The organism is Terrabacter sp. R4-6, assembly GCF_057529065.1.
The window spans coordinates 454,178-472,491 of the sequence record NZ_CP197224.1 but is presented as its reverse complement, the minus strand read 5'-3'; the positions used below and the strand labels follow the sequence as shown (position 1 = coordinate 472,491).

General features: G+C 72.6%; 15 protein-coding genes. 10 read left to right on the top strand and 5 right to left on the bottom strand.

Annotated features, from left to right (window positions below; all coding sequences use genetic code 11):
- Positions 1-89: 89 nt before the first annotated feature.
- Both lepA and ACSSS0_RS02250 read left to right on the top strand, forming a co-directional pair.
- Positions 90-1,934, top strand: coding sequence for a translation elongation factor 4 (lepA, locus tag ACSSS0_RS02255; protein WP_435987835.1), 1,845 nt, complete (start codon positions 90-92; stop codon positions 1,932-1,934).
- Positions 1,935-2,037: 103 nt separating this feature from the next.
- Positions 2,038-2,499 carry a hotdog fold domain-containing protein gene (locus ACSSS0_RS02250; RefSeq protein ID WP_487229901.1) on the top strand — a complete coding sequence of 154 codons (462 nt, stop codon included), beginning with the start codon at positions 2,038-2,040 and terminating at the stop codon, positions 2,497-2,499.
- A gap of 31 nt (positions 2,500-2,530) precedes the next feature.
- Here ACSSS0_RS02250 and ACSSS0_RS02245 read toward each other — a convergent pair whose 3' ends face one another.
- The gene (locus ACSSS0_RS02245; RefSeq protein ID WP_487229900.1) at positions 2,531-3,355 is read right to left on the bottom strand and encodes a tyrosine-protein phosphatase; all 825 of its coding nucleotides are present in this window, start codon (positions 3,353-3,355) and stop codon (positions 2,531-2,533) included.
- Positions 3,356-3,453: 98 nt separating this feature from the next.
- Here ACSSS0_RS02245 and ACSSS0_RS02240 point away from each other — a divergent pair, with 98 nt between their 5' ends.
- Both ACSSS0_RS02240 and ACSSS0_RS02235 read left to right on the top strand, forming a co-directional pair.
- Positions 3,454-4,704, top strand: coding sequence for an MFS transporter (locus tag ACSSS0_RS02240; protein WP_435985527.1), 1,251 nt, complete (start codon positions 3,454-3,456; stop codon positions 4,702-4,704).
- A gap of 189 nt (positions 4,705-4,893) precedes the next feature.
- Complete coding sequence (locus ACSSS0_RS02235) at positions 4,894-6,678, top strand: glycosyltransferase family 61 protein (protein WP_487229899.1); 1,785 nt, start codon at positions 4,894-4,896, stop codon at positions 6,676-6,678.
- A gap of 15 nt (positions 6,679-6,693) precedes the next feature.
- On the opposite strand, the gene ACSSS0_RS02230 is transcribed toward ACSSS0_RS02235, so the two are convergent.
- Complete coding sequence (locus ACSSS0_RS02230) at positions 6,694-7,434, bottom strand: peptidylprolyl isomerase (protein WP_487229898.1); 741 nt, start codon at positions 7,432-7,434, stop codon at positions 6,694-6,696.
- Positions 7,435-7,496: 62 nt separating this feature from the next.
- Between ACSSS0_RS02230 and hemW the strand changes: the two genes are divergently transcribed.
- The 3 genes from hemW to ACSSS0_RS02215 all read left to right on the top strand — a co-directional run bounded on the left by hemW (position 7,497) and on the right by ACSSS0_RS02215 (position 12,148).
- Positions 7,497-8,732, top strand: coding sequence for a radical SAM family heme chaperone HemW (gene hemW, locus ACSSS0_RS02225; protein WP_487229897.1), 1,236 nt, complete (start codon positions 7,497-7,499; stop codon positions 8,730-8,732).
- Between the two features lie 24 nt (positions 8,733-8,756).
- Positions 8,757-10,235: an aldehyde dehydrogenase family protein gene (locus ACSSS0_RS02220; protein WP_487229896.1), complete on the top strand. Its 1,479-nt coding sequence runs from the start codon at positions 8,757-8,759 to the stop codon at positions 10,233-10,235.
- Positions 10,236-10,429: 194 nt separating this feature from the next.
- Positions 10,430-12,148, top strand: a complete 1,719-nt coding sequence (locus ACSSS0_RS02215; protein ID WP_487229895.1) for a CHAP domain-containing protein — start codon at positions 10,430-10,432, stop codon at positions 12,146-12,148.
- A gap of 62 nt (positions 12,149-12,210) precedes the next feature.
- Here ACSSS0_RS02215 and ACSSS0_RS02210 read toward each other — a convergent pair whose 3' ends face one another.
- Positions 12,211-13,101, bottom strand: a complete 891-nt coding sequence (locus tag ACSSS0_RS02210) for a DUF3097 domain-containing protein (protein WP_487231176.1) — start codon at positions 13,099-13,101, stop codon at positions 12,211-12,213.
- Positions 13,102-13,262: 161 nt separating this feature from the next.
- On the opposite strand from ACSSS0_RS02210, the gene hrcA reads away from it, so the two are divergent.
- From hrcA to ACSSS0_RS02195, 3 genes are all read left to right on the top strand, one after another.
- Entirely contained in the window at positions 13,263-14,306 is a 1,044-nt protein-coding gene (gene hrcA / locus ACSSS0_RS02205; protein WP_487229894.1) for a heat-inducible transcriptional repressor HrcA, read from the top strand.
- An 82-nt stretch (positions 14,307-14,388) separates the two neighbouring features.
- The gene (gene dnaJ / locus ACSSS0_RS02200) at positions 14,389-15,522 is read left to right on the top strand and encodes a molecular chaperone DnaJ (RefSeq protein ID WP_435985534.1); all 1,134 of its coding nucleotides are present in this window, start codon (positions 14,389-14,391) and stop codon (positions 15,520-15,522) included.
- An 18-nt stretch (positions 15,523-15,540) separates the two neighbouring features.
- Entirely contained in the window at positions 15,541-16,284 is a 744-nt protein-coding gene (locus ACSSS0_RS02195; protein WP_487229893.1) for a 16S rRNA (uracil(1498)-N(3))-methyltransferase, read from the top strand.
- Between the two features lie 107 nt (positions 16,285-16,391).
- On the opposite strand, the gene ACSSS0_RS02190 is transcribed toward ACSSS0_RS02195, so the two are convergent.
- A complete protein-coding gene (locus ACSSS0_RS02190) occupies positions 16,392-17,567 on the bottom strand; it encodes a Gmad2 immunoglobulin-like domain-containing protein (RefSeq protein ID WP_487229892.1) in 1,176 nt (391 codons plus the stop codon).
- Positions 17,564-18,196 (bottom strand): SigE family RNA polymerase sigma factor, encoded by a 633-nt coding sequence (locus ACSSS0_RS02185; RefSeq protein ID WP_487229891.1) that lies wholly within the window; start codon positions 18,194-18,196, stop codon positions 17,564-17,566. The genes ACSSS0_RS02190 and ACSSS0_RS02185 overlap by 4 nt, the downstream gene beginning before the upstream one ends.
- Between the last annotated feature and the right edge of the window lie 118 nt (positions 18,197-18,314).

The window sequence follows — 18,314 nt, the reverse complement described above, 5'->3', positions numbered from 1 at the left end:
AGCGATCCGAGCGACTCGAGCCCGCCCGCCCACCGACCAGCACCATCCCCGTCACCCTGACTCTGCGAGGTTCGTCCCACGTGTCGCCCATGGCCCGCTCCGCGTTGGCACCCAACGCAACGCCGCCGGACCTGATCCGCAACTTCTGCATCATCGCGCACATCGACCACGGCAAGTCCACGCTGGCCGACCGCATGCTGCAGCTGACCGGCGTCGTCGACGCGCGCGCCATGCGCGCGCAGTACCTCGACCGCATGGACATCGAGCGCGAGCGCGGCATCACGATCAAGAGCCAGGCCGTGCGCATGCCGTGGGAGCTCGACGGCACGACGTACGCCCTCAACATGATCGACACCCCGGGGCACGTCGACTTCACCTACGAGGTGTCCCGGTCGCTCGCCGCGTGCGAGGGTGCCGTGCTCCTCGTCGACGCCGCCCAGGGCATCGAGGCGCAGACTCTCGCGAACCTCTACCTCGCGATGGAGAACGACCTCTCGATCATCCCGGTCCTCAACAAGATCGACCTGCCCGCGGCCCAGCCGGAGAAGTACGCCGAGGAGCTGGCCAAGCTCATCGGCTGCGAGCCCGAGGACTGCCTCCGGGTCTCCGGCAAGACCGGCGCGGGCGTCGAGCCGCTGCTCGACAAGATCGTCCGCACCCTGCCGGCCCCGGTGGGTGACCCCGACGCCCCGGCACGCGCGATGATCTTCGACTCGGTCTACGACACGTACCGCGGCGTCGTGACCTACGTCCGCGTCGTCGACGGCAACCTCAGCCCGCGCGAGAAGATCGTCATGATGTCGACCCGGGCCACCCACGAGCTCCTCGAGATCGGCGTCATCAGCCCCGAGCCGGTCCCCGGCAAGGGCCTCGGCGTCGGCGAGGTCGGCTACCTCATCACCGGGGTCAAGGACGTGCGCCAGTCGCGCGTCGGCGACACGGTGACCAACGCGAGCAAGCCGGCGACGAAGGACCTCGGCGGCTACCGCGACCCCAAGCCGATGGTCTTCTCCGGCCTCTATCCCATCGACGGCTCGGACTACCCGGACCTGCGCGACGCGCTCGACAAGCTCAAGCTCAACGACGCCGCGCTCGTCTACGAGCCAGAGACGTCGGCAGCGCTGGGCTTCGGCTTCCGCGTCGGCTTCCTCGGCCTGCTGCACCTCGAGATCGTCCGTGAGCGGCTCGAGCGCGAGTTCGACCTCGACCTCATCTCGACCCAGCCCAACGTCGTCTACGACGTCACGATGGACGACGGCAAGTCCGTCCACGTGACCAACCCGAGCGAGTACCCCGACGGCAAGATCCGCGAGGTGAGCGAGCCGGTCGTGCGCGCCACGATCCTCGCGCCGTCGGAGTTCGTCGGCGCGATCATGGAGCTGTGCCAGCAGAAGCGCGGCAACCTCCGTGGCATGGACTACCTCTCCGAGGACCGTGTCGAGATGCGCTACACGCTGCCGCTCGCCGAGATCGTCTTCGACTTCTTCGACCAGCTGAAGTCGCGCACCCGCGGGTACGCCTCGCTCGACTACGAGCCCGACGGCGAGCAGGTCGCCGACCTCGTCAAGGTCGAGATCCTGCTCCAGGGCGAGACCGTCGACGCGTTCTCGGCGATCGTCCACAAGGACAAGGCGTACGCCTACGGCGTCATGATGGCGAGCAAGCTCAAGGACCTCATCCCGCGCCAGCAGTTCGAGGTCCCGATCCAGGCCGCCATCGGGTCGCGCATCATCGCCCGCGAGAACATCCGCGCCATCCGCAAGGACGTGCTCGCCAAGTGCTACGGCGGCGACATCAGCCGCAAGCGCAAGCTCCTCGAGAAGCAGAAGGAGGGCAAGAAGCGCATGAAGATGGTCGGACGGGTCGAGGTGCCGCAGGAGGCCTTCGTCGCTGCCCTCTCGAGCGACGGCGACAAGGGCGACAAGAAGAAGTAGCCGAGGCCGCAGCCCTCCGGTGCGCTCGGGAGCGGACGGCATACGGCGTACGTCACGTGGGTGTCCGGGGACGACAGGGTTACCTGTCGGTACCCTGACCGGCATGACGAACGCCTACGCGCTCTACCGCCGTCTCGAGCACCGTCCCTTCGGCAAGCGGGTCTTCGCCCGGGCGTTCACGGCCGCGGCGCCCTACTTCGCCACGGTGCGTCCGAAGGTCGTCGACGTGGCGCCCGACCGGGCCGTCGTCGTGGTGCCCAAGCGGCGCCGGGTGCACAACCACATCGGCACGGTCCACGCCATCGCGGCCTGCAACGGTCTCGAGGCGGCGATGGGACTGCTGGCCGAGGCGAGCATCCCGCCCACCCATCGCTGGATCCCGCGCGGCATGGAGGTGCGCTACCTCGCGAAGTCCACGTCCGACCTCACGTGCACGGCCGAGACCGACCCGCAGGTGTGGCGCGACGGGCGGGCGGAGGTGCCGGTGCGCGTCACGGCCACCCGGGCGGACGGTGTCGTGACGGTCGAGGGCACGATCCACCTCTACGTCAGCCCTCGCGGCTGACGGCTCTGCCCGCGACCCCGGGTCGCGGCTCTCAGGCCTCGAGGAGCTTGCGGCGCAGGCGCTCCGTGTCGGCCGCCGTCCAGCCCTGGGCGTCGAGCCAGCCCATCGGACCGCCGTAGCGCTCGTCGAGCGCGGCGAGCAGCAGGCGCATCGTGTCGGTGGTCGGTGACTGCTGGGCCACCGTCTTGTCCTTGAGGTTGGCGGCGTAGGCCTCCTTGGCGCGCAGCCGCTCCATGATCGCGGCGACGCGCTCGGCCGACGCCGCGTAGTCGGCGACGACGAGGTCGTCGGGCACCCCGACGACCTTGAGCGCGAGTCCGACGACGGTGCCGGTGCGGTCCTTGCCGGCGGCGCAGTGCACGACCGCGGCGCCCTCGCTCGTCGCGATGGCGTGCAGGGCCGCCACGACCGAGTCGGGACGGCTCGCGAGGTAGCTGAGGTAGTGCTCCGACCAGAACTGGTCGTGGCTGGGGCCGTGGCCCTCGCCCCGCGCGGCGGCCGGTGCGGCGTCTCGGCGCTCGTCGGTCTCCCAGGGCAGGGCGCGCTCCGCGGCCGGGATGCCGGACTCCGTCGTGTCCTCGCGGTAGAGCGTGTGGTGGTGGTGACGTATGCCGTCCAGCGCGCGGAGCGGGCCGTCGCCCTCCTTGGCGACCTCGACGTCGGTGCGCAGGTCCACGACGTCGCTGACGCCGTAGCGGTTGACGAGGGCGTCGACGGAGCCCGGGGTGAGGTCCTGGAGGTTGTCGGAGCGCAGCAGCCGACGGGGCCGGACGGTGTCGCCGTCGGCTGTCACCATGCCTCCCAGGTCACGCATGTTGACGACGCCGTCGAGCTCGATCCAGTTGGGGCTGTACACCCCAGCACCATATGCGACGGCCGAAAACGAGTTGTACCGATGTGCCCAGCGCCATATATCTTGACGTCGAGATAAGTGCGGGGACGAGAGAGAGTGCCATGACGTCGACGACGACCCGACCGCTGACCCACCGCGGCATCCCGGTGGACCGTGACCTGCGCATCCTCGCGCTGGGCTCGTTCGCCAACCGGTTCGGCGCCGGGGCCGTCCTGACGACGAGCGCCCTCTACTTCACCCGCCAGGTCGGCTTCAGTGCCACCGAGGTGGCGCTCGCGATGTCGGTGTCGGCCGTGGTCGGCATCGTCGTCCAGGTGCCGGCGGGCCACCTCGGCGACACCCGCGGCCCCCGCCAGGTGCTCACGGCGTTCATGGTCGGGGCCGCCGTCTTCAGCGCGCCGCCGGTCCTCGCCACGACCCCGTGGATGCTCGCGCTGCTGCTCGGCGTCCTCGCGTTCTTCGAGCGCGGGGCCGGCGCGGTCAACCAGGGCGTCATCGCCCAGCTCGCCACTGGCGGGCGGGGCGTGCTCTTCAAGGCCTACCTCCGCGCCGTGACGAACACCGCGCTCGGTCTCGGGTCGGTGTTCGGGGGCGCCGCGCTCATCATCGACGAGCGGTGGGCCTACGTCACCGTCTTCGTGCTCAACGCCCTCTTCACCGGCCTTGCGGCCTGGAACTCGACGCGCCTGCCGGACCTCGCCCCGCACGAGCGAGCCGCCGGCGAGCCACGTCTGGCGGTCATCCGGGACTGGCCCTACGTCGTCATCACCGTCATCACCGGGCTCTTCTCGCTCCACTTCTTCGTCATGGAGCTCGGGCTGGCCCTCTACGTCTCGGCCCACACGTCGGCCCCCACGGTCATGGTGGCCGTCCTGCTCGTCATCAACACCGCCGCCGTCGCGCTCTTCCAGGTCCGGCTCTCGCGCCGGGCCGACTCGGTCGTGGCCGGCGCCCGGGCGCTCGTGCGAGGGGCGTGGTGGATCGCAGCGGGCTTCGCGATCGTCGCCCTCGCCGACCGCGGCTCGATGTGGCTCGCTATCGCTGCCCTCGTCGCCGGCTCGCTCGTGCACGTCGTCGGCGAGATGATCGGCTCCGGTGGTCAGTGGGGGCTGCAGATGGGGCTCGCTCCGCACGAACGGCAAGGCCAGTACCAGGGCTTCGCCGGACTCGGCTTCAGCGTGCTCGCCGTCGTGGCCCCGCCCGTCGTCACCTACCTCTGCGTCGACCTCGGTGAGACGGGCTGGCTCGTCCTGGCGGCCTTCATGGTCGTCATCGCCCTGGTGTCGGTCCCCGCCGCGAGGTGGGCGCTCGCCTCCCGGGCCCGCTACGGCGTCACGACGCACTCGGGCTGAGCGCGTCCTGCGAGCTCTCCGACAAGAGCCCCGTCCTGGCGTCCGGGTGGGTGCGGGCGTGCTTGGATGTCCCCTGTGCCAGCCACACGCCTACCGGACGGTGATGCCGCCGACCCCGTCGTGGGGGAGCCTCCGGTGCATCCGGCGAGCGAGCTGGTCCGGCGGGCCGACCAGCAACGATGGGCCGACGTGCGTCCCCACCTCGCCGCGATGGAGGTCGTCGTCGCCGCCCTGCGCGGGCGCACGGACGGTGCCGTGCTCGTCGTGGGTGGACCCGACGCCGCACCGTGGTCGACGATCCTGGCGGCCCAGTGGCCCCTGCTGCGCGTGTCGACGGTGCAGCTTCCCGACGACGCCTCGAAGACCCACGCGCGGCTCACCGTCGAAGGGCCCTTCGACCTCGTCGTCGACGCCTCCGACGAGAACGGCAACGACCAGGCCCTGCTCTTCGAGCGGGTGTTCATGCACCTGCGCCAGGGGGGCGAGTACGTCGCTCGTCGTCTCGTCCCGCACCCGCTCGAGGACGCCGTGGCCTCCGCGAGCCCCGGGGAGTCCCTCGCGCAGCGTCAGGCCGCGTCGCTGACCGCCTCGGACGGCGGCACCCGGATCGCGGTCGACGACGCCCTGCCCAACGAGAACCTGCCGCCGGAACCTGCCTACGCCGGCGACCTGTGGGGCCTGGTGGCCGCAGCCCAGGAGGCCCGCACGCGCGACTTCCACGACGAGCGGTTCGAGGCGCCCGCCTACCGGGACGTCGAGGGGCTCGGTCGCTCGCTCGAGCAGGTCCACGTCCACAGCAAGGTCCTCCGCGTCGTCAACGGCGTCCGCGTCGCCCCGAAGCTGCGTGAGGAGGAGGTCGACACGGTCCTCGCGGGACGTCCCGAGCTGGGGGAGCGGCTCGATGCGCTGCCCGCCGTCACGTGGACCGCGACGTGCGCCTACGACGTCAACCGGGTCGCCGATCCCTACGTCCAGTCCCGGCTGACCGTGCCCGAGATGGTCCTGCGGCGCTACGACGCGCCGACGTGCTCGCGCGGGCAGATCGTGACCCGGGACGACGTCCTCTTCCCCGAGACCTTCCGGCAGAGCTGGATGGAGCGGATCGCCAACGTCTACGTCGTCGAACGCGCCCCGCGCTTCGGGACGGTGCGGCGCGACATCAGCTCGCCGGACGAGCTGCCCGGGGCGTGGTTCCACCTCGACTCCGAGTGGCCCGGGCACTTCGGCCACCTCATGACCGAGCAGCTGAGCCGGCTCTGGGCCTGGGAACGGGTCCGCGCGCTGGAGCCGGACGTCAAGGTGCTCCTGACGCTGCAGCACGACCGCGAGCCGGCCGTGCTCGCGCCCTTCGAGATCGACATCCTCGGCGCGTTCGGCATCACCCCCGACGACGTGCACGTCTTCACGGCACCCTGCCGGCCCGAGCGGCTCTACACCGCGACCGGCATGTTCTCGCTGCCTCGATTCGTCCATCCCGCCATGGCGCAGCTCTGGGACCGCGTCGGTGACCACGTCGTTGTCTCGGCCGAGCGGCGTCGCCGGCCCGAGCGGATCTTCGTCTCGCGCCGCCCCTCGCTCAAGCGGTCGTGCCACAACGTGGCCGAGGTCGAGGCGTTCTTCGTGGCGAGGGGTTTCGAGGTCGTGCACCCCGAGGACCACCCGCTCGCCGAGCAGGTGGCGCTCTTCCGCGCCGCCGGGACGATCGCGGGCTTCGCCGGCAGCGGCCTCTTCTCGCTGGCCTTCTGCACGACGCCGAAGCGCGTCTTCGCCCTCGGGCCGGACGCCTACACGGCTCGCAACGAGTACCTCATCTCCGCCCTGCGTGGGCACGACCTCACCGCGGTGCGCAGCCGGTCGGACCTCGAGCACCCCGACGGCTCGTGGACCCAGCAGGCCTTCGCGTCGAGCTTCAGCTTCGACTTCGACGACGAGGGACGCTTCCTCGCCGACCGCCTCGACCAGCTCGACCGCTGACGCTCCCGCGCGGGGTCATCTCCGGGCGACGTCGACGGAGAGCACGCTGACCGACTGGAACGGCGGACCGTCGGGCCGGGTGTCCTCGCCGCCGTGGCTCGCGACCTGCTGCACGACCTCCTGCCCCGAGGTCACCCTCCCGATGAGGGAGTAGACGGGTGCGCCGGCCGGCACCGTGAAGTCCTGGTGGACGACGAAGAACTCACCCGCCGTGCCGGGGAAGCCGTCCCCGCGGGCCATCCCGACGTCCCCGACCCGGTAGGTGCGGCCGGCCGGGACGTTCTCGAGCGGCAGGTCGTAGCCGGGGTCGGCCGTGCTGCGGCCCGTCGGGTCGCCGCACTGGAGGAGCTTCGTCGGCGCCTGGCGCGAGGTGAGCCGGTGGCAGACGCTGTCGGTCCAGTAGCCGGCCTCTGCCAGCGTGACGAACGAGGCGACGCTGCGCGGGGCACGCGTCCCGTCCAGCCGCATGGTCAGGCTGCCGCACGTCGTGCGCACGACGGCGGACCAGGACGCGCCCTGCGCCACTGAGGCGTCCGGCGCCGACGTGAAGGTCGGGTAGGTCGTCGGCGGGAGCGGTGGCGGCGAGCACGTCGGGGCGGCGACGGGGGTCGGTGTGGGCAGCCGCCCGGGGCGGTTTCCCTCGACGAACACGTGTTCGGCGACCACGGGCAGCACGATGACGAGGCAGAGCACGAGCACGGCGACGCCGAGGAGGAGACGAGCGGCCCTCCGTCGCTGCGACGGACTCTCTGGCATGACCGCAGCGTACGACCGAGGGAGTGGACGGGACATGCCTCCGGGGCTGGGACAATGGGCGTATGCCGCCCTCCGCCCTCCCCGACGGCGACCCCGCTCCCAGCACGGGTGAGCTGCCCTCCGCGGCCCTGGCCGATCTCGCGAGCGCCGACCTCGGCGTCTACGTCCACGTCCCGTTCTGCACGGTCCGCTGCGGCTACTGCGACTTCAACACGTACACGCTCACCGAGCTCGGTGGCCCGGGCGCGAGCATCGGCATCGACACGTACGCCGACGCCGCCATCCGTGAGCTCGATCTCGCGCGCCGCGTGCTCGGGGACGAAGCGCCAGCAGTGTCAACGGTGTTCGTCGGTGGTGGTACCCCGACGATGCTGAGGTCCGCCGACCTCGTGACCGTGCTGGACGGCATACGCACGCGGTTCGGCCTGGCGGCCGACGCGGAGGTCACGACGGAGGCCAACCCCGACTCCGTGACGCCCGACTCCCTGCGCGAGCTCGCCGACGGCGGCTTCACGCGGGTCTCGGTCGGCATGCAGTCGGCGGTGCCCCACGTGCTCCGCACGCTCGAGCGCACCCACGACCCCGACAACGTCGCGCGGGCCGTCGCGGCCACGAAGGCGGCCGGCATGCAGGTGAGCGTCGACCTCATCTACGGCACGCCGGGGGAGTCGCTCGCCGACTGGCGCCGCAGCCTCGAGGCCGCCCTCGCGCTCGATCCCGACCACATCTCGGCCTACGCGCTCGTCGTCGAGGACGGCACGAAGCTCGCTGCCCAGGTGCGCCGCGGCGTCGTGCCCGCGCCCGAGGACGACGACGAGGCCGACAAGTACGAGCTCGCCGACGAGCTGCTCTCGGCCGCGGGCTTCGGGTGGTACGAGGTGAGCAACTGGGCGCGGTCGGAGCAGACCCGGTGCCGCCACAACGTCGCCTACTGGTCCGGCACGAACTGGTGGGGCGTGGGCCCGGGCGCGCACAGCCACGTCGGGGGGCTGCGGTGGTGGAACGTCAAGCACCCCAGTGCGTATGCCGCCCGGCTGGGTGCGGCGGAGTCGCCGGCCCAGGCGCGTGAGACCCTCACCGACGACCAGCGCTACGACGAGCGTGTGCTGCTCGGCACACGCCTCGTCGAGGGACTGCCGGTCTCCGATCTGCGAGGATCGGGTCGCACCGCCGTGGCCGGCCTCATCGCCGACGGCCTGCTCGACGGCACGGCCGTCGTGCGGGACTCCCGTCTCGTGCTGACGCGGCGCGGGCGCCTGCTCGCGGACACGGTGGTGCACCGGCTCCTCGCCTCCTGAGGGGCCCCGACGAGGAAGGCCCCGATGAGCGAGACCCTGTCGACGACCGCCGGTGACGAGGCGGACTCCCACGCGAGCCACGGTGCGGTGTCCCGGGCGGCCGAGGTCGTCGCCGCGGCCCGGCGCGCCTTCGACGACGGGGTCACCAAACCGCGGGCATGGCGCGTCGCCCAGCTGCGGGCCCTGCGCTCGCTGCTCGTCGACCACGAGGGCGAGCTCGCCGAGGCGCTGCACTCCGACCTCGGCAAGGGCGCCACCGAGGCCTGGGTCACCGAAACGGGTTTCGTCGTCCGCGAGATCGACCACACGCTGCGACACCTCCGGGCGTGGACCGCCCCGCGCCGGGTGCGGGTGCCGGTCTCGCTCGCCCCCGGCCGGGCCAAGGTCGTGCGGGAGCCGCTCGGTGTCGTCCTCGTCATCGCGCCGTGGAACTACCCGGTCCAGCTGTGCCTCGCCCCGCTCGTCGGTGCGCTCGCCGCCGGCAACGCCGTGGTGCTCAAGCCGAGTGAGGTCGCCCCGGCGACGTCACGGGTGCTGGCGCGCCTGCTGCCCCAGCACCTCGACACCTCAGCGGTCCACGTCGTCGAGGGCGCGGTGCCGGAGACGACGGCGCTGCTCGCCGAGCGGTTCGACCACATCTTCTACACCGGCAACGGAGCCGTCGGCCGCATCGTCCTGGAGGCTGCTGCTCGGCACCTGACGCCGGTGACGCTCGAGCTCGGGGGCAAGTCCCCGGCCTACGTCGCCGACGACGCCGACCTCGAGGTGACCGCGCGCCGCCTCGTGTGGGGCAAGTTCACCAACGCCGGCCAGACGTGCGTGGCGCCCGACTACGTCCTCGCGAGCCGCTCCACGCTCGATGCCCTCAAACCCCTTCTCGTGCAAGCGATCCAAGAGGCCTTCGGTGACGACCCGGCGGAGTCGGCCGACTACGGCCGCATCGTCGACGGCCGCCACTTCGAGCGGCTCACGGCCCTGGTCGACCCGGCTCGGGTCGTCACCGGTGGTCGTTCCGACGCCTCCACGCGCTACCTCGAGCCGACGGTCGTCGAGGTCGACGACGCGGACGACCCGCGGGAGCTCGTCATGCGCGAGGAGATCTTCGGGCCGGTGCTGCCCCTGGTCGCCGTCGACGGGCTCGATGCCGCCATCGACGTCGTCAACCGGCGGGACAAGCCCCTCGCGCTCTACGTCTTCACGACCTCCGACCAGGTGCGCCAGCGCTTCGTGCGCGACACCTCGTCGGGCGCGCTCGGCTTCAACATCCCCCTTGCGCACCTCGCCGTCCCGGGGCTGCCCTTCGGTGGGGTGGGGGCGAGCGGCATGGGCGCCTACCACGGGGAGCGGTCGGTCGCGCTCTTCTCGCACGACAAGGCCGTGCTCTCGATGCCGACCCGACCCGACACGACGGTCTGGGTGCGCCCACCGTTCACCTCGCTCAAGGAGCAGGTCATCGCCCGGGTGGCCTTCCCGGGCCGCCGGCGTCGCGCGGACGGGTCGTAGTCGCGAGGCCGCGGGAGCGCGCGGCCTCGCGAGCCTCTTGTGCCCGAGAATGACAGCGGTGTCATTAACACAGGAGTGACCCGAGGTCCCGTAGATCTCTCGCGTGTCGCATGGGATTTCTGGGAAACCAGTGATCGTGTGGCCCCATTGTCCTAGATTGCCGAATGCACCCACGGCGACCACGGGAGACACCTATGCCACTCGAGCGCGACCTCACGGCCGAGCCTCGTCTCCCCGGACCCGGCGGCGAGCCCGCGCGGACCTCTCGTCCCGCCCGCACGCGCACGGGTGCCGTCCTCCTCGCGGTGGTCGCGCTGCTGCTCGGTGCGGCCGGGACGGTCGGTCTGGCGGGACCGGCCCGCTCGGCCGAGTGGATCGTCCTGTGCACCGGCTACGACCCGTGCCAGTCGGCCGGCTATCCGCACTCGGGCTACAAGGAGAACAGCGCCACGAGCTACTGGCGGCAGTCGACCGGCCACAACTGCACGAACTACGTCGCCTACCGCCTCGTCAGGAACGGCCTGCCGAACACCAAGCCCGCCTCCCTGTCCGGCAACGCCTACAACTGGGGCCCGTCGTTCCCGAGCCAGACCAACGACGACCCGGCCGTCGGCTCGGTCGCCTGGTGGAACACCTCCTTCTCCTCGACGGGACACGTCGCCTACGTCGAGAAGGTGGTCTCGGCCGACGAGATCCTCGTGTCCGAGGACAACTGGGGCGGCGACTTCAAGTGGCGCAAGGTCACGCGGGCCGGCGGCAAGTGGCCCAACGGCTTCATCCACCTCAAGGACCAGGGCGCGACGGTCGTCGACACCGACGTCTACCGTCCCGTCCGCCCGACCCGTCTGCTCGACACCCGCACGGGACTCGGTGCGCCCGCGGCCAAGGTGGCGGCCGGCACGTCGATCGCCCTGCAGGTCAGCGGCCGGGCCGGTGTCCCGAGCGGCGGTGTCGGCACGGCCGTCCTCAACGTCACGGTCACCGCGCCCGCCGCCTCCGGCTACCTCACGAGCTACCCGTCCGGCGCGGCACGGCCCGGCGCCCGGAGCGTCACCTTCACGACGGCGGGCACGATCAGCGAGCTCGTGCCGGCGCGGCTCGGCACCGACGGCAAGGTGCGGCTCTACACCTCGGCGACGACGCACCTCGTCGCGGAGGTCGTCGGGTGGTACCCCACGACCGGACACCTCGTGTCCGTCACGCCGACCCGCGTCCTCGACACGCGCACCGGCCTGGGCACCGTGCAGGTCCGGGTGCCCGCGAACGGGAGCGTCGACCTCCCGGTGGCCGGGGCCGGCATCGTGCCGAGCACGGGAGCGTCCGCCGTCGTCCTCGCCGTCTCGGCGGCCGCGCCCGGCGCGGGTGGCTGGCTGACGGCATACCCGACGGGGACCGGCCGGCCGACGACGGCCCAAGTGCGCTATGACGCGGACGCCGGCATGACGGGCGTCGTCGTGTCGCGGATCGGCACCGGCGGAAAGGTGACCATCCACTCGACGGCGCAGACCGACCTGCTCGTCGACGTCATCGGGTGGTTCCGGACGGGCGGCGACCATGTCGCGGTCGCCCCGTCCAGAGTGCTCGACACGCGCGTCGGCCTCGGGGCCCCGACGGGCCGCGTCGCAGCGGGCTCGACCGTCTCGGTCCCCGTCCTCGGCCGCGCGGGGGTGCCCACCGTCGGTGTGGCCGCCGTGTCCATCACCCTGACGCCGATCGCGCCGACGGCGACGACCGCCGTGACGGCGTACGCCTCGGGCACGACCCGACCGAGCCCCGCGAACGTCACCGTGGCCTCGGGACGGACCCGGGTCAACGCCGTCGTCGTCCCCGTCGGCGCCGACGGGTCGATCACGGTGCACACGAGCGCGGCGTCCTACCTCGTCGTCGACGTCCAGGGCTACCTCAAGAAGTGACCCGGCCGCCGCGAGCCGCCGCGAACCGCCGCGAGCCGCCGTGAGGCGCCGCGGGCCGGCGCTCAGGCGCCGGGCTCGGTGACGAAGTCGATGAGCTCCTCGACGCGCGCGAGCAGGGTCGGCTCGAGGTCGGCGTAGGTGCGCACCGTGCCGAGGATCCGCTTCCACGCGTTCGCGATGTCGGCCTGGCTCGCGTGGGCCCAGCCGAGCTCGGCGCAGATGCCGTGCTTCCACGACGTGCCGCGCGGGATGACCGGCCACTGCTGCCAGCCGAGCCGCTCCGGGCGCACGGACTGCCACACGTCGACGTAGGGGTGGCCGAGGATCCGCACGTGCTGGGAGAGGCCCGGCAGGGCCTGGGCCTGCGCGACGATGCGGGCCTCCTTGGTGCCGGGGACGAGGTGGTCGACGAGCACGCCGAGGCGACGCCCGGGCCCCGGCTGGAACTCGGCGATGATGCCGGCGAGGTCGTCGACGCCGTCCATGAGCTCGACGACGACGCCCTCGACGCGCAGGTCGTCGCCCCAGACCTTCTCGACGAGCTCGGCGTCGTGGCGGCCCTCGACGTAGATCCTCGACCCGCTCGCGACGCGTGCCCGGGCGCCCTCGACGGCCACCGAGCCGCTCGCGGTTCGGGACGCGGCACGGCGCGCCTCGGCGAGGGCGGTGCCGGCGGCAGCCTGCGGGGGAGTGAGCGTCACCGGGGCACCGTCGACGAGGAAGCCGGGTCCGAGCGGGAACGCCTTCGTGCGTCCGCGCCGGTCCTCGAGGTGGACGACGTGCATGCCGCCCGCCTTCTCGACCCGCACGACGGCGCCGACCCAGCCGGTCTCGACCTCCTCGACGACGAGGTCGGGCTCCGCCGGGGTCGGGGTCGACCGGCCGCGCCGTGGGGCACGCCAGTCGCCGTTGAGCACGTCGGAGCCGTAGCGATCGTTGGGGGACACGACCAGTGAGGGTATGCCGCCCGGTGGGCTCCCACGCAGCCGCCACGCGGGCGGGGGCGGTGGCGCCGCGACGGCATACGGTTGGATGAAATCGGAGATCCGCGAGGCACGTCGTAGACTTGGCACTCGTCGATCGAGAGTGCCAGACCCGTGAAGGAGGGGACGCGATGAGCGAGGACCGCCGGCTGATGGTGCTGCGCGCGATCGTGCAGGACTACGTCCAGACCTCCGAGCCCGTGGGCAGCCGGGCGCTCGTCGAGCGCCACCACCTCGGTGTGAGTGCCGCGACCGTGCGCAATGACATGGCCCTGCTCGAGGAGGAGGGCCTGATCCACGCGCCGCACACATCGGCCGGGCGGGTGCCCACCGACGCGGGCTACCGCGTGTTCGTCGACCGCCTGAGCGCCGTCAAGCCCCTGGGCTCGGGCGAGCGCCGCGCGATCGGCCAGTTCCTCGAGGGAGCTGTCGACCTCGACGACGTCGTCGACCGCACCGTGCGCCTCCTGGCCAGCCTGACCCGCCAGGTCGCCGTCGTGCAGTACCCCTCGCTGACGCGGTCGACGGTGCGCCACATCGAGCTCGTGCCGATGGGGTCGTCGCACCTGATGATCGTGCTCATCGTCAACACCGGTCGCGTCGAGCAGCGCGTCGTCGACACCGGACGCGTGCTCTCCGACGGCACCGGTGAGGCACTCGTGGCCTCGATCCGCTCGCGCATCAACGAGGTGGCGGCCGGTGTGCCGTTCACCGTGGCCGCGACGCGGCTGCGGCGCCTCGTCGACGAGGCCGACGAGGCCGACCGCGCCGCCACGGAGGCCGTCGTGTCCGCGCTCGGCGACGCCCTCGTCGAGGAGCGCGAGGAGCGTGTCGTCCTCGCCGGGCAGGCCAACCTCGCGCGCGCCGGCACCGACTTCCCGCGCACCATCGGGCCGATCCTCGAGGCGCTCGAGGAGCACGTCACCCTCCTGCGCCTGCTCGGCCAGCTCGGGGACGACCCCGACCTCGTCTCCGTGCGCATCGGCTCCGAGAACCCCGTGACCGGGCTCCAGTCGACGTCCCTCGTGTCGATGGGCTACGGCTCCGGAGCCGAGCGCGTCGCAAGCCTCGGGGTGCTCGGCCCCACCCGCATGGACTACCCCACGACGATGGCCTCGGTCCGCGCCGTCGCGCGCTACGTCTCCGAGATCCTCGACGAGAACCAGGCCACCTGACCCACCTGCACCACAGCGGCCAGTCCGCCGGCGCAGCGCCGCGCCGGAACCGAAAGCACCACGTACCAAAAGGAATCTCAGCTTGAACGACTACTACGCCGTCCTCGGGGTCTCGCGCGACGCGAGCCAGGAGGAGATCAAGAAGGCCTACCGTCGGCTCGCCCGCAAGCTGCACCCGGACGTGAACCCCGGCGCCGAGGCCGAGGAGGAGTTCAAGCGGGTCTCGCAGGCCTACGACGTCCTCTCCGACCCGCAGAAGCGCCAGTCCTTCGACATGGGTGCCGACCCGTTCGCCTCGGGCGGCGGCGCCGGTTTCGGTGCAGGACAGGGCTTCTCGTTCAGCGACGTCATGGACGCCTTCTTCGGGGCGGGCGCCCAGGCCGGCACGCGCGGTCCGCGGGCGCGGGTGCAGCGCGGCCAGGACGCGCTGGTCCGCCTCGACATCGACCTGTCCAAGGCCGTCTTCGGCTCCGAGGAGGAGCTGACGCTCGACACCGCGGTCGGCTGCAAGCGGTGCGACGGCGACGGCGCCGAGCCCGGCACCGGTCGCCAGACCTGCCAGATCTGCAAGGGCGCCGGCGAGGTGCAGCAGATCCAGCGCAGCTTCCTCGGCCAGGTCATGACCTCGCGCCCGTGCGTCAACTGCCAGGGCTACGGCTCGACCCTCACCGACCCCTGCCACGACTGCTCGGGCGACGGCCGGGTGCGCACCCGCCGCTCGCTCAAGCTCAAGGTCCCTGCCGGTGTCGACACCGGCACCCGGATCCAGCTGACCGGCGAGGGCGAGGTCGGTCCCGGCAACGGGCCCAAGGCCGACCTCTACGTCGAGATCCGCGTCGTCAACCACGACACCTACACGCGTCGCGGCGACGACCTCCACTGCAGCGTCGAGCTGCCCATGGCAGCGGCCGCGCTCGGCACGAGCTTCAAGCTCTCGACCTTCGACGGCATGCAGGACCTCGAGATCAAGCCCGGCACGCAGAGCGGCGACGTGCTGACGCTGCGCGGTCTCGGCGTGACGCACCTGCGCCACGGGGGCCGCGGCGACCTGCTCGTGCACGCCACGGTGCAGACGCCGACCCGCCTGACCGAGGAGCAGCGCGAGCTGCTGCACCAGTTCGCGACGCTCCGCGGCGAGGAGCGCCACGAGGGACGGCTCACGCCCGCCAACAAGGGACTCTTCGGCAAGCTGCGCGACGCCTTCAAGGACAAGTGACCCGTCCGTGAGCGCCCGGTGACGCACCAGCTCTTCCTCGGCGAGCCGTCCGCGGTGGCCGGGGCCGTCGTGGGCGCGTCCCTGCTCCTCGAGGGCGACGAGGGGCGCCACGCCGCGACCGTCGTGCGCATCCGCCCGGGTGAGCGCTACTACGTCGCCGACGGTGCCGGTCGGCGCGCCCTGCTCGAGGCCACCGACGTCGACCGGGCCTGGGTCCGGGGACGGGTCCTCGACGTGACGGTCGAGCCCGAGCCCGCCCCGCGGCTCGTCCTCGTCCAGGCCCTCGCCAAGGGCGACCGCGACGAGCAGGCGGTCGAGGCCGCCACCGAGCTCGGCGTCGACGAGGTGGTCCCGTGGCAGGCCGAGCGCTCCGTCGTGGTCTGGCGTGGTGACCGCGCCGCCAAGTCGCTCGCCAAGTGGGCCGCGGTCGTGACCCGCGCGACCAAGCAGTCACGCCGCTCGCGTGTGCCGGTGACGTCCTCCGCGGTGGGGCTCGCACCGCTCGTGGCCCGGGTGGCGGAGTCGGCCCTCACGCTCGTGCTCCACGAGGACGCCACCGAGCCGCTCGCGTCCGTCGAGCTGCCCGCGTCGGGTGACGTGCTCGTCGTCGTCGGCCCCGAGGGTGGCATCTCCGAGCGCGAGATCGAGGCCCTCACGGCCGCCGGGGCGCGTCCGGTGCGCCTCGGGGCGACGATCCTGCGGGCGTCGTCCGCCGGACCCGCGGCCCTCGCCGTCCTCAGCGCGCGCACCCGCTGGACCTGACGGCACACGCCCGTCCAGGGAGTGACCCGGGACGCCCCTCTGGTCCGGGGTGGTCTCGATCCTGAGGTGGGTGCCGCGACCACCCCGAACGGGTCGGAGCGGGCCGGTCAGCGGGCGGTGACGGGGACGAGCTGCTCGGCGACCGCCGACCCGTCCTTCGCGCTGGTGGCGAAGACGCGGACGACGTAGGCGCCGGGCGTGAGCGAGGTCTTCGTCGTGAACCGGTAGGTGCCGCGGTCCGGGGCCCCCGCCGACGCCGTCGTGAAGCCGTGGTCGACGCGCCGGCCGTCGCGGAGCAGCTCCCACTCGACGGTGGCCTCGAACGTGCTGGCGACGCCCTTGACGGTGAGCCGAGCGCCCGCCTTGACGGCAGAGCCCCGGGCCGGCTCGTCGACCCAGACGGGCGCCACCTGCTCGAGGACGGCCATGGCGTCGGTGGGACGGGTGAAGGTCGACGAGGCCGGGTGGCCGGGCGAGACCTCGGCGCCTCCGTCGGCCAGCTCGAAGCGGACGGGCAGCGCCTTGCCGAGCGCCGCCTGGACGGTCCAGACGAGCTGTTCGGTCGCGAGCGACTCGGACGAGGTCGTGCCGGACGAGAGCCGGACCGTGACGACGTCGGGGCCGAGCGTCACCGCCTCGGCGGTGACGCCCTGCCAGGCCGTCCGGTAGCTGCTCCCGGTCGGAGCCGGTCCCATCGCGAGGCGCAGCGCCGTCAACGCGTTGCCCGCCGGCACCGAGGGCGACGGGACCGCGGACGACACGAACTCGCGGAAGAGTCGCAGCTGGTCGCTGCCGGCCACGACCGGGCCGAGGTAGTAGACCGGCACGGTGGCGGTCGTCGTGGCCGGAGGCGGTACCGCGGTCGTTGCCGGTGTGGTCGGCCGCTGGGCCGTCTGCGTCGGGACGGTCGACGGTGCGCCGGACGACGTCGGGGACGAGGGCCGCGAGGTCGAGGAGGCCACGACCGTGGGCGTTCCGGCGACCGGCGGTGTCGGCGCGGACGGTCGGTTGACGGCCCAGACGGTGCCGGCGACGAGGACGGCCGCGGCCGCTGCGACCGCCGGCACGAGCCACCGGTGGTGCTTCGACCCCGACCCCGAGCCCGTCTGGTCCGACGCGTGCGCGTCCGCGAGGATCGCGCCGAGACGGTCGGTCGGGGCGATCGAGCGAGCCTCGGCCTCGAGGGAGCGACGCAACCGCGCCTCGACCGGCCGCAGCACGGCACCGATGAGGGTCGGCTCCTCGTCGGGCAGCTCGCCCGGTCGCTTCGGCTCGGTGTTCATGACAGCTCCAGGGGTTCGATGGTGCGGCGCAGGGCCGTGAGGCCGCGGTGGGCGTGGGTCTTCACGGCGCCGGGGGAGATCTCGAGCGCGTGGGCGATCTGTGCCTCGGAGAGGTCGGAGTAGTAGCGCAGCACCAGCACCTCGCGCTGGCGCGAGGGCAGGGTGCGCAGGGCGTCCAGCACGGCGTCGCGCTCGGCGGTGTGGAGGACCTCGGTCTCGGCGCTGCCGTGGCTGCCCCGCCCCGGGGCGTCGGCTGCAGCGGCGTCGCGGGCGTTCTGGCGGTCGACGACGACGGTGTGGCGCTGCACGGAGCGGCACCCGTTGACGACCGCGGTCTGGAGGTAGCCGACGACGCGCCCGCCGTCCCGGATGGCCGACCAGCTGCGGTGCGTGGCGACGAACGCGTCCTGCACGACGTCCTCGGCGGCGAGCTGGTCGCGCAGCAGGAGCCACGCGAGGCGCACGAGCCGGTGCCAGTGCGCGTGGTAGAGCTCGGTGATGGCGACGTCGGGGTCGGTCGGCAGCTGGGCTCCGGCGGGGGCGCCCTGCGCCGGGAGCCCGGTGCCGCCCGTGGCGGGACGGCCAGCGTCCCCCGAGGCCCCGGGGTCGCTGAGCTGGCCGGCCGGCATACCCAACGTTCTCACGGACAGATGACGCGCACCGGGAGCTGGCGGTTGACACGTCGGAGCGGGAGATGTCCGGAAGGCGTCGCGGGCCCACGGCTGCCAGGAGGCTTCCGTGGGCCCG

Excerpts from the sequence above, each read along its gene's own strand:
- lepA (WP_435987835.1), top strand. The coding sequence starts at position 90 with ATGGCCCGCTCCGCGTTGGCACCCAACGCAACGCCGCCGGACCTGATC.
- ACSSS0_RS02250 (WP_487229901.1), top strand. The coding sequence starts at position 2,038 with ATGACGAACGCCTACGCGCTCTACCGCCGTCTCGAGCACCGTCCCTTC.
- ACSSS0_RS02240 (WP_435985527.1), top strand. The coding sequence starts at position 3,454 with ATGACGTCGACGACGACCCGACCGCTGACCCACCGCGGCATCCCGGTG.
- ACSSS0_RS02230 (WP_487229898.1), bottom strand. The coding sequence starts at position 7,434 with ATGCCAGAGAGTCCGTCGCAGCGACGGAGGGCCGCTCGTCTCCTCCTC.
- hemW (WP_487229897.1), top strand. The coding sequence starts at position 7,497 with ATGCCGCCCTCCGCCCTCCCCGACGGCGACCCCGCTCCCAGCACGGGT.
- ACSSS0_RS02220 (WP_487229896.1), top strand. The coding sequence starts at position 8,757 with ATGAGCGAGACCCTGTCGACGACCGCCGGTGACGAGGCGGACTCCCAC.
- ACSSS0_RS02215 (WP_487229895.1), top strand. The coding sequence starts at position 10,430 with ATGCCACTCGAGCGCGACCTCACGGCCGAGCCTCGTCTCCCCGGACCC.
- hrcA (WP_487229894.1), top strand. The coding sequence starts at position 13,263 with ATGAGCGAGGACCGCCGGCTGATGGTGCTGCGCGCGATCGTGCAGGAC.
- ACSSS0_RS02190 (WP_487229892.1), bottom strand. The coding sequence starts at position 17,567 with ATGAACACCGAGCCGAAGCGACCGGGCGAGCTGCCCGACGAGGAGCCG.
- ACSSS0_RS02185 (WP_487229891.1), bottom strand. The coding sequence starts at position 18,196 with ATGCCGGCCGGCCAGCTCAGCGACCCCGGGGCCTCGGGGGACGCTGGC.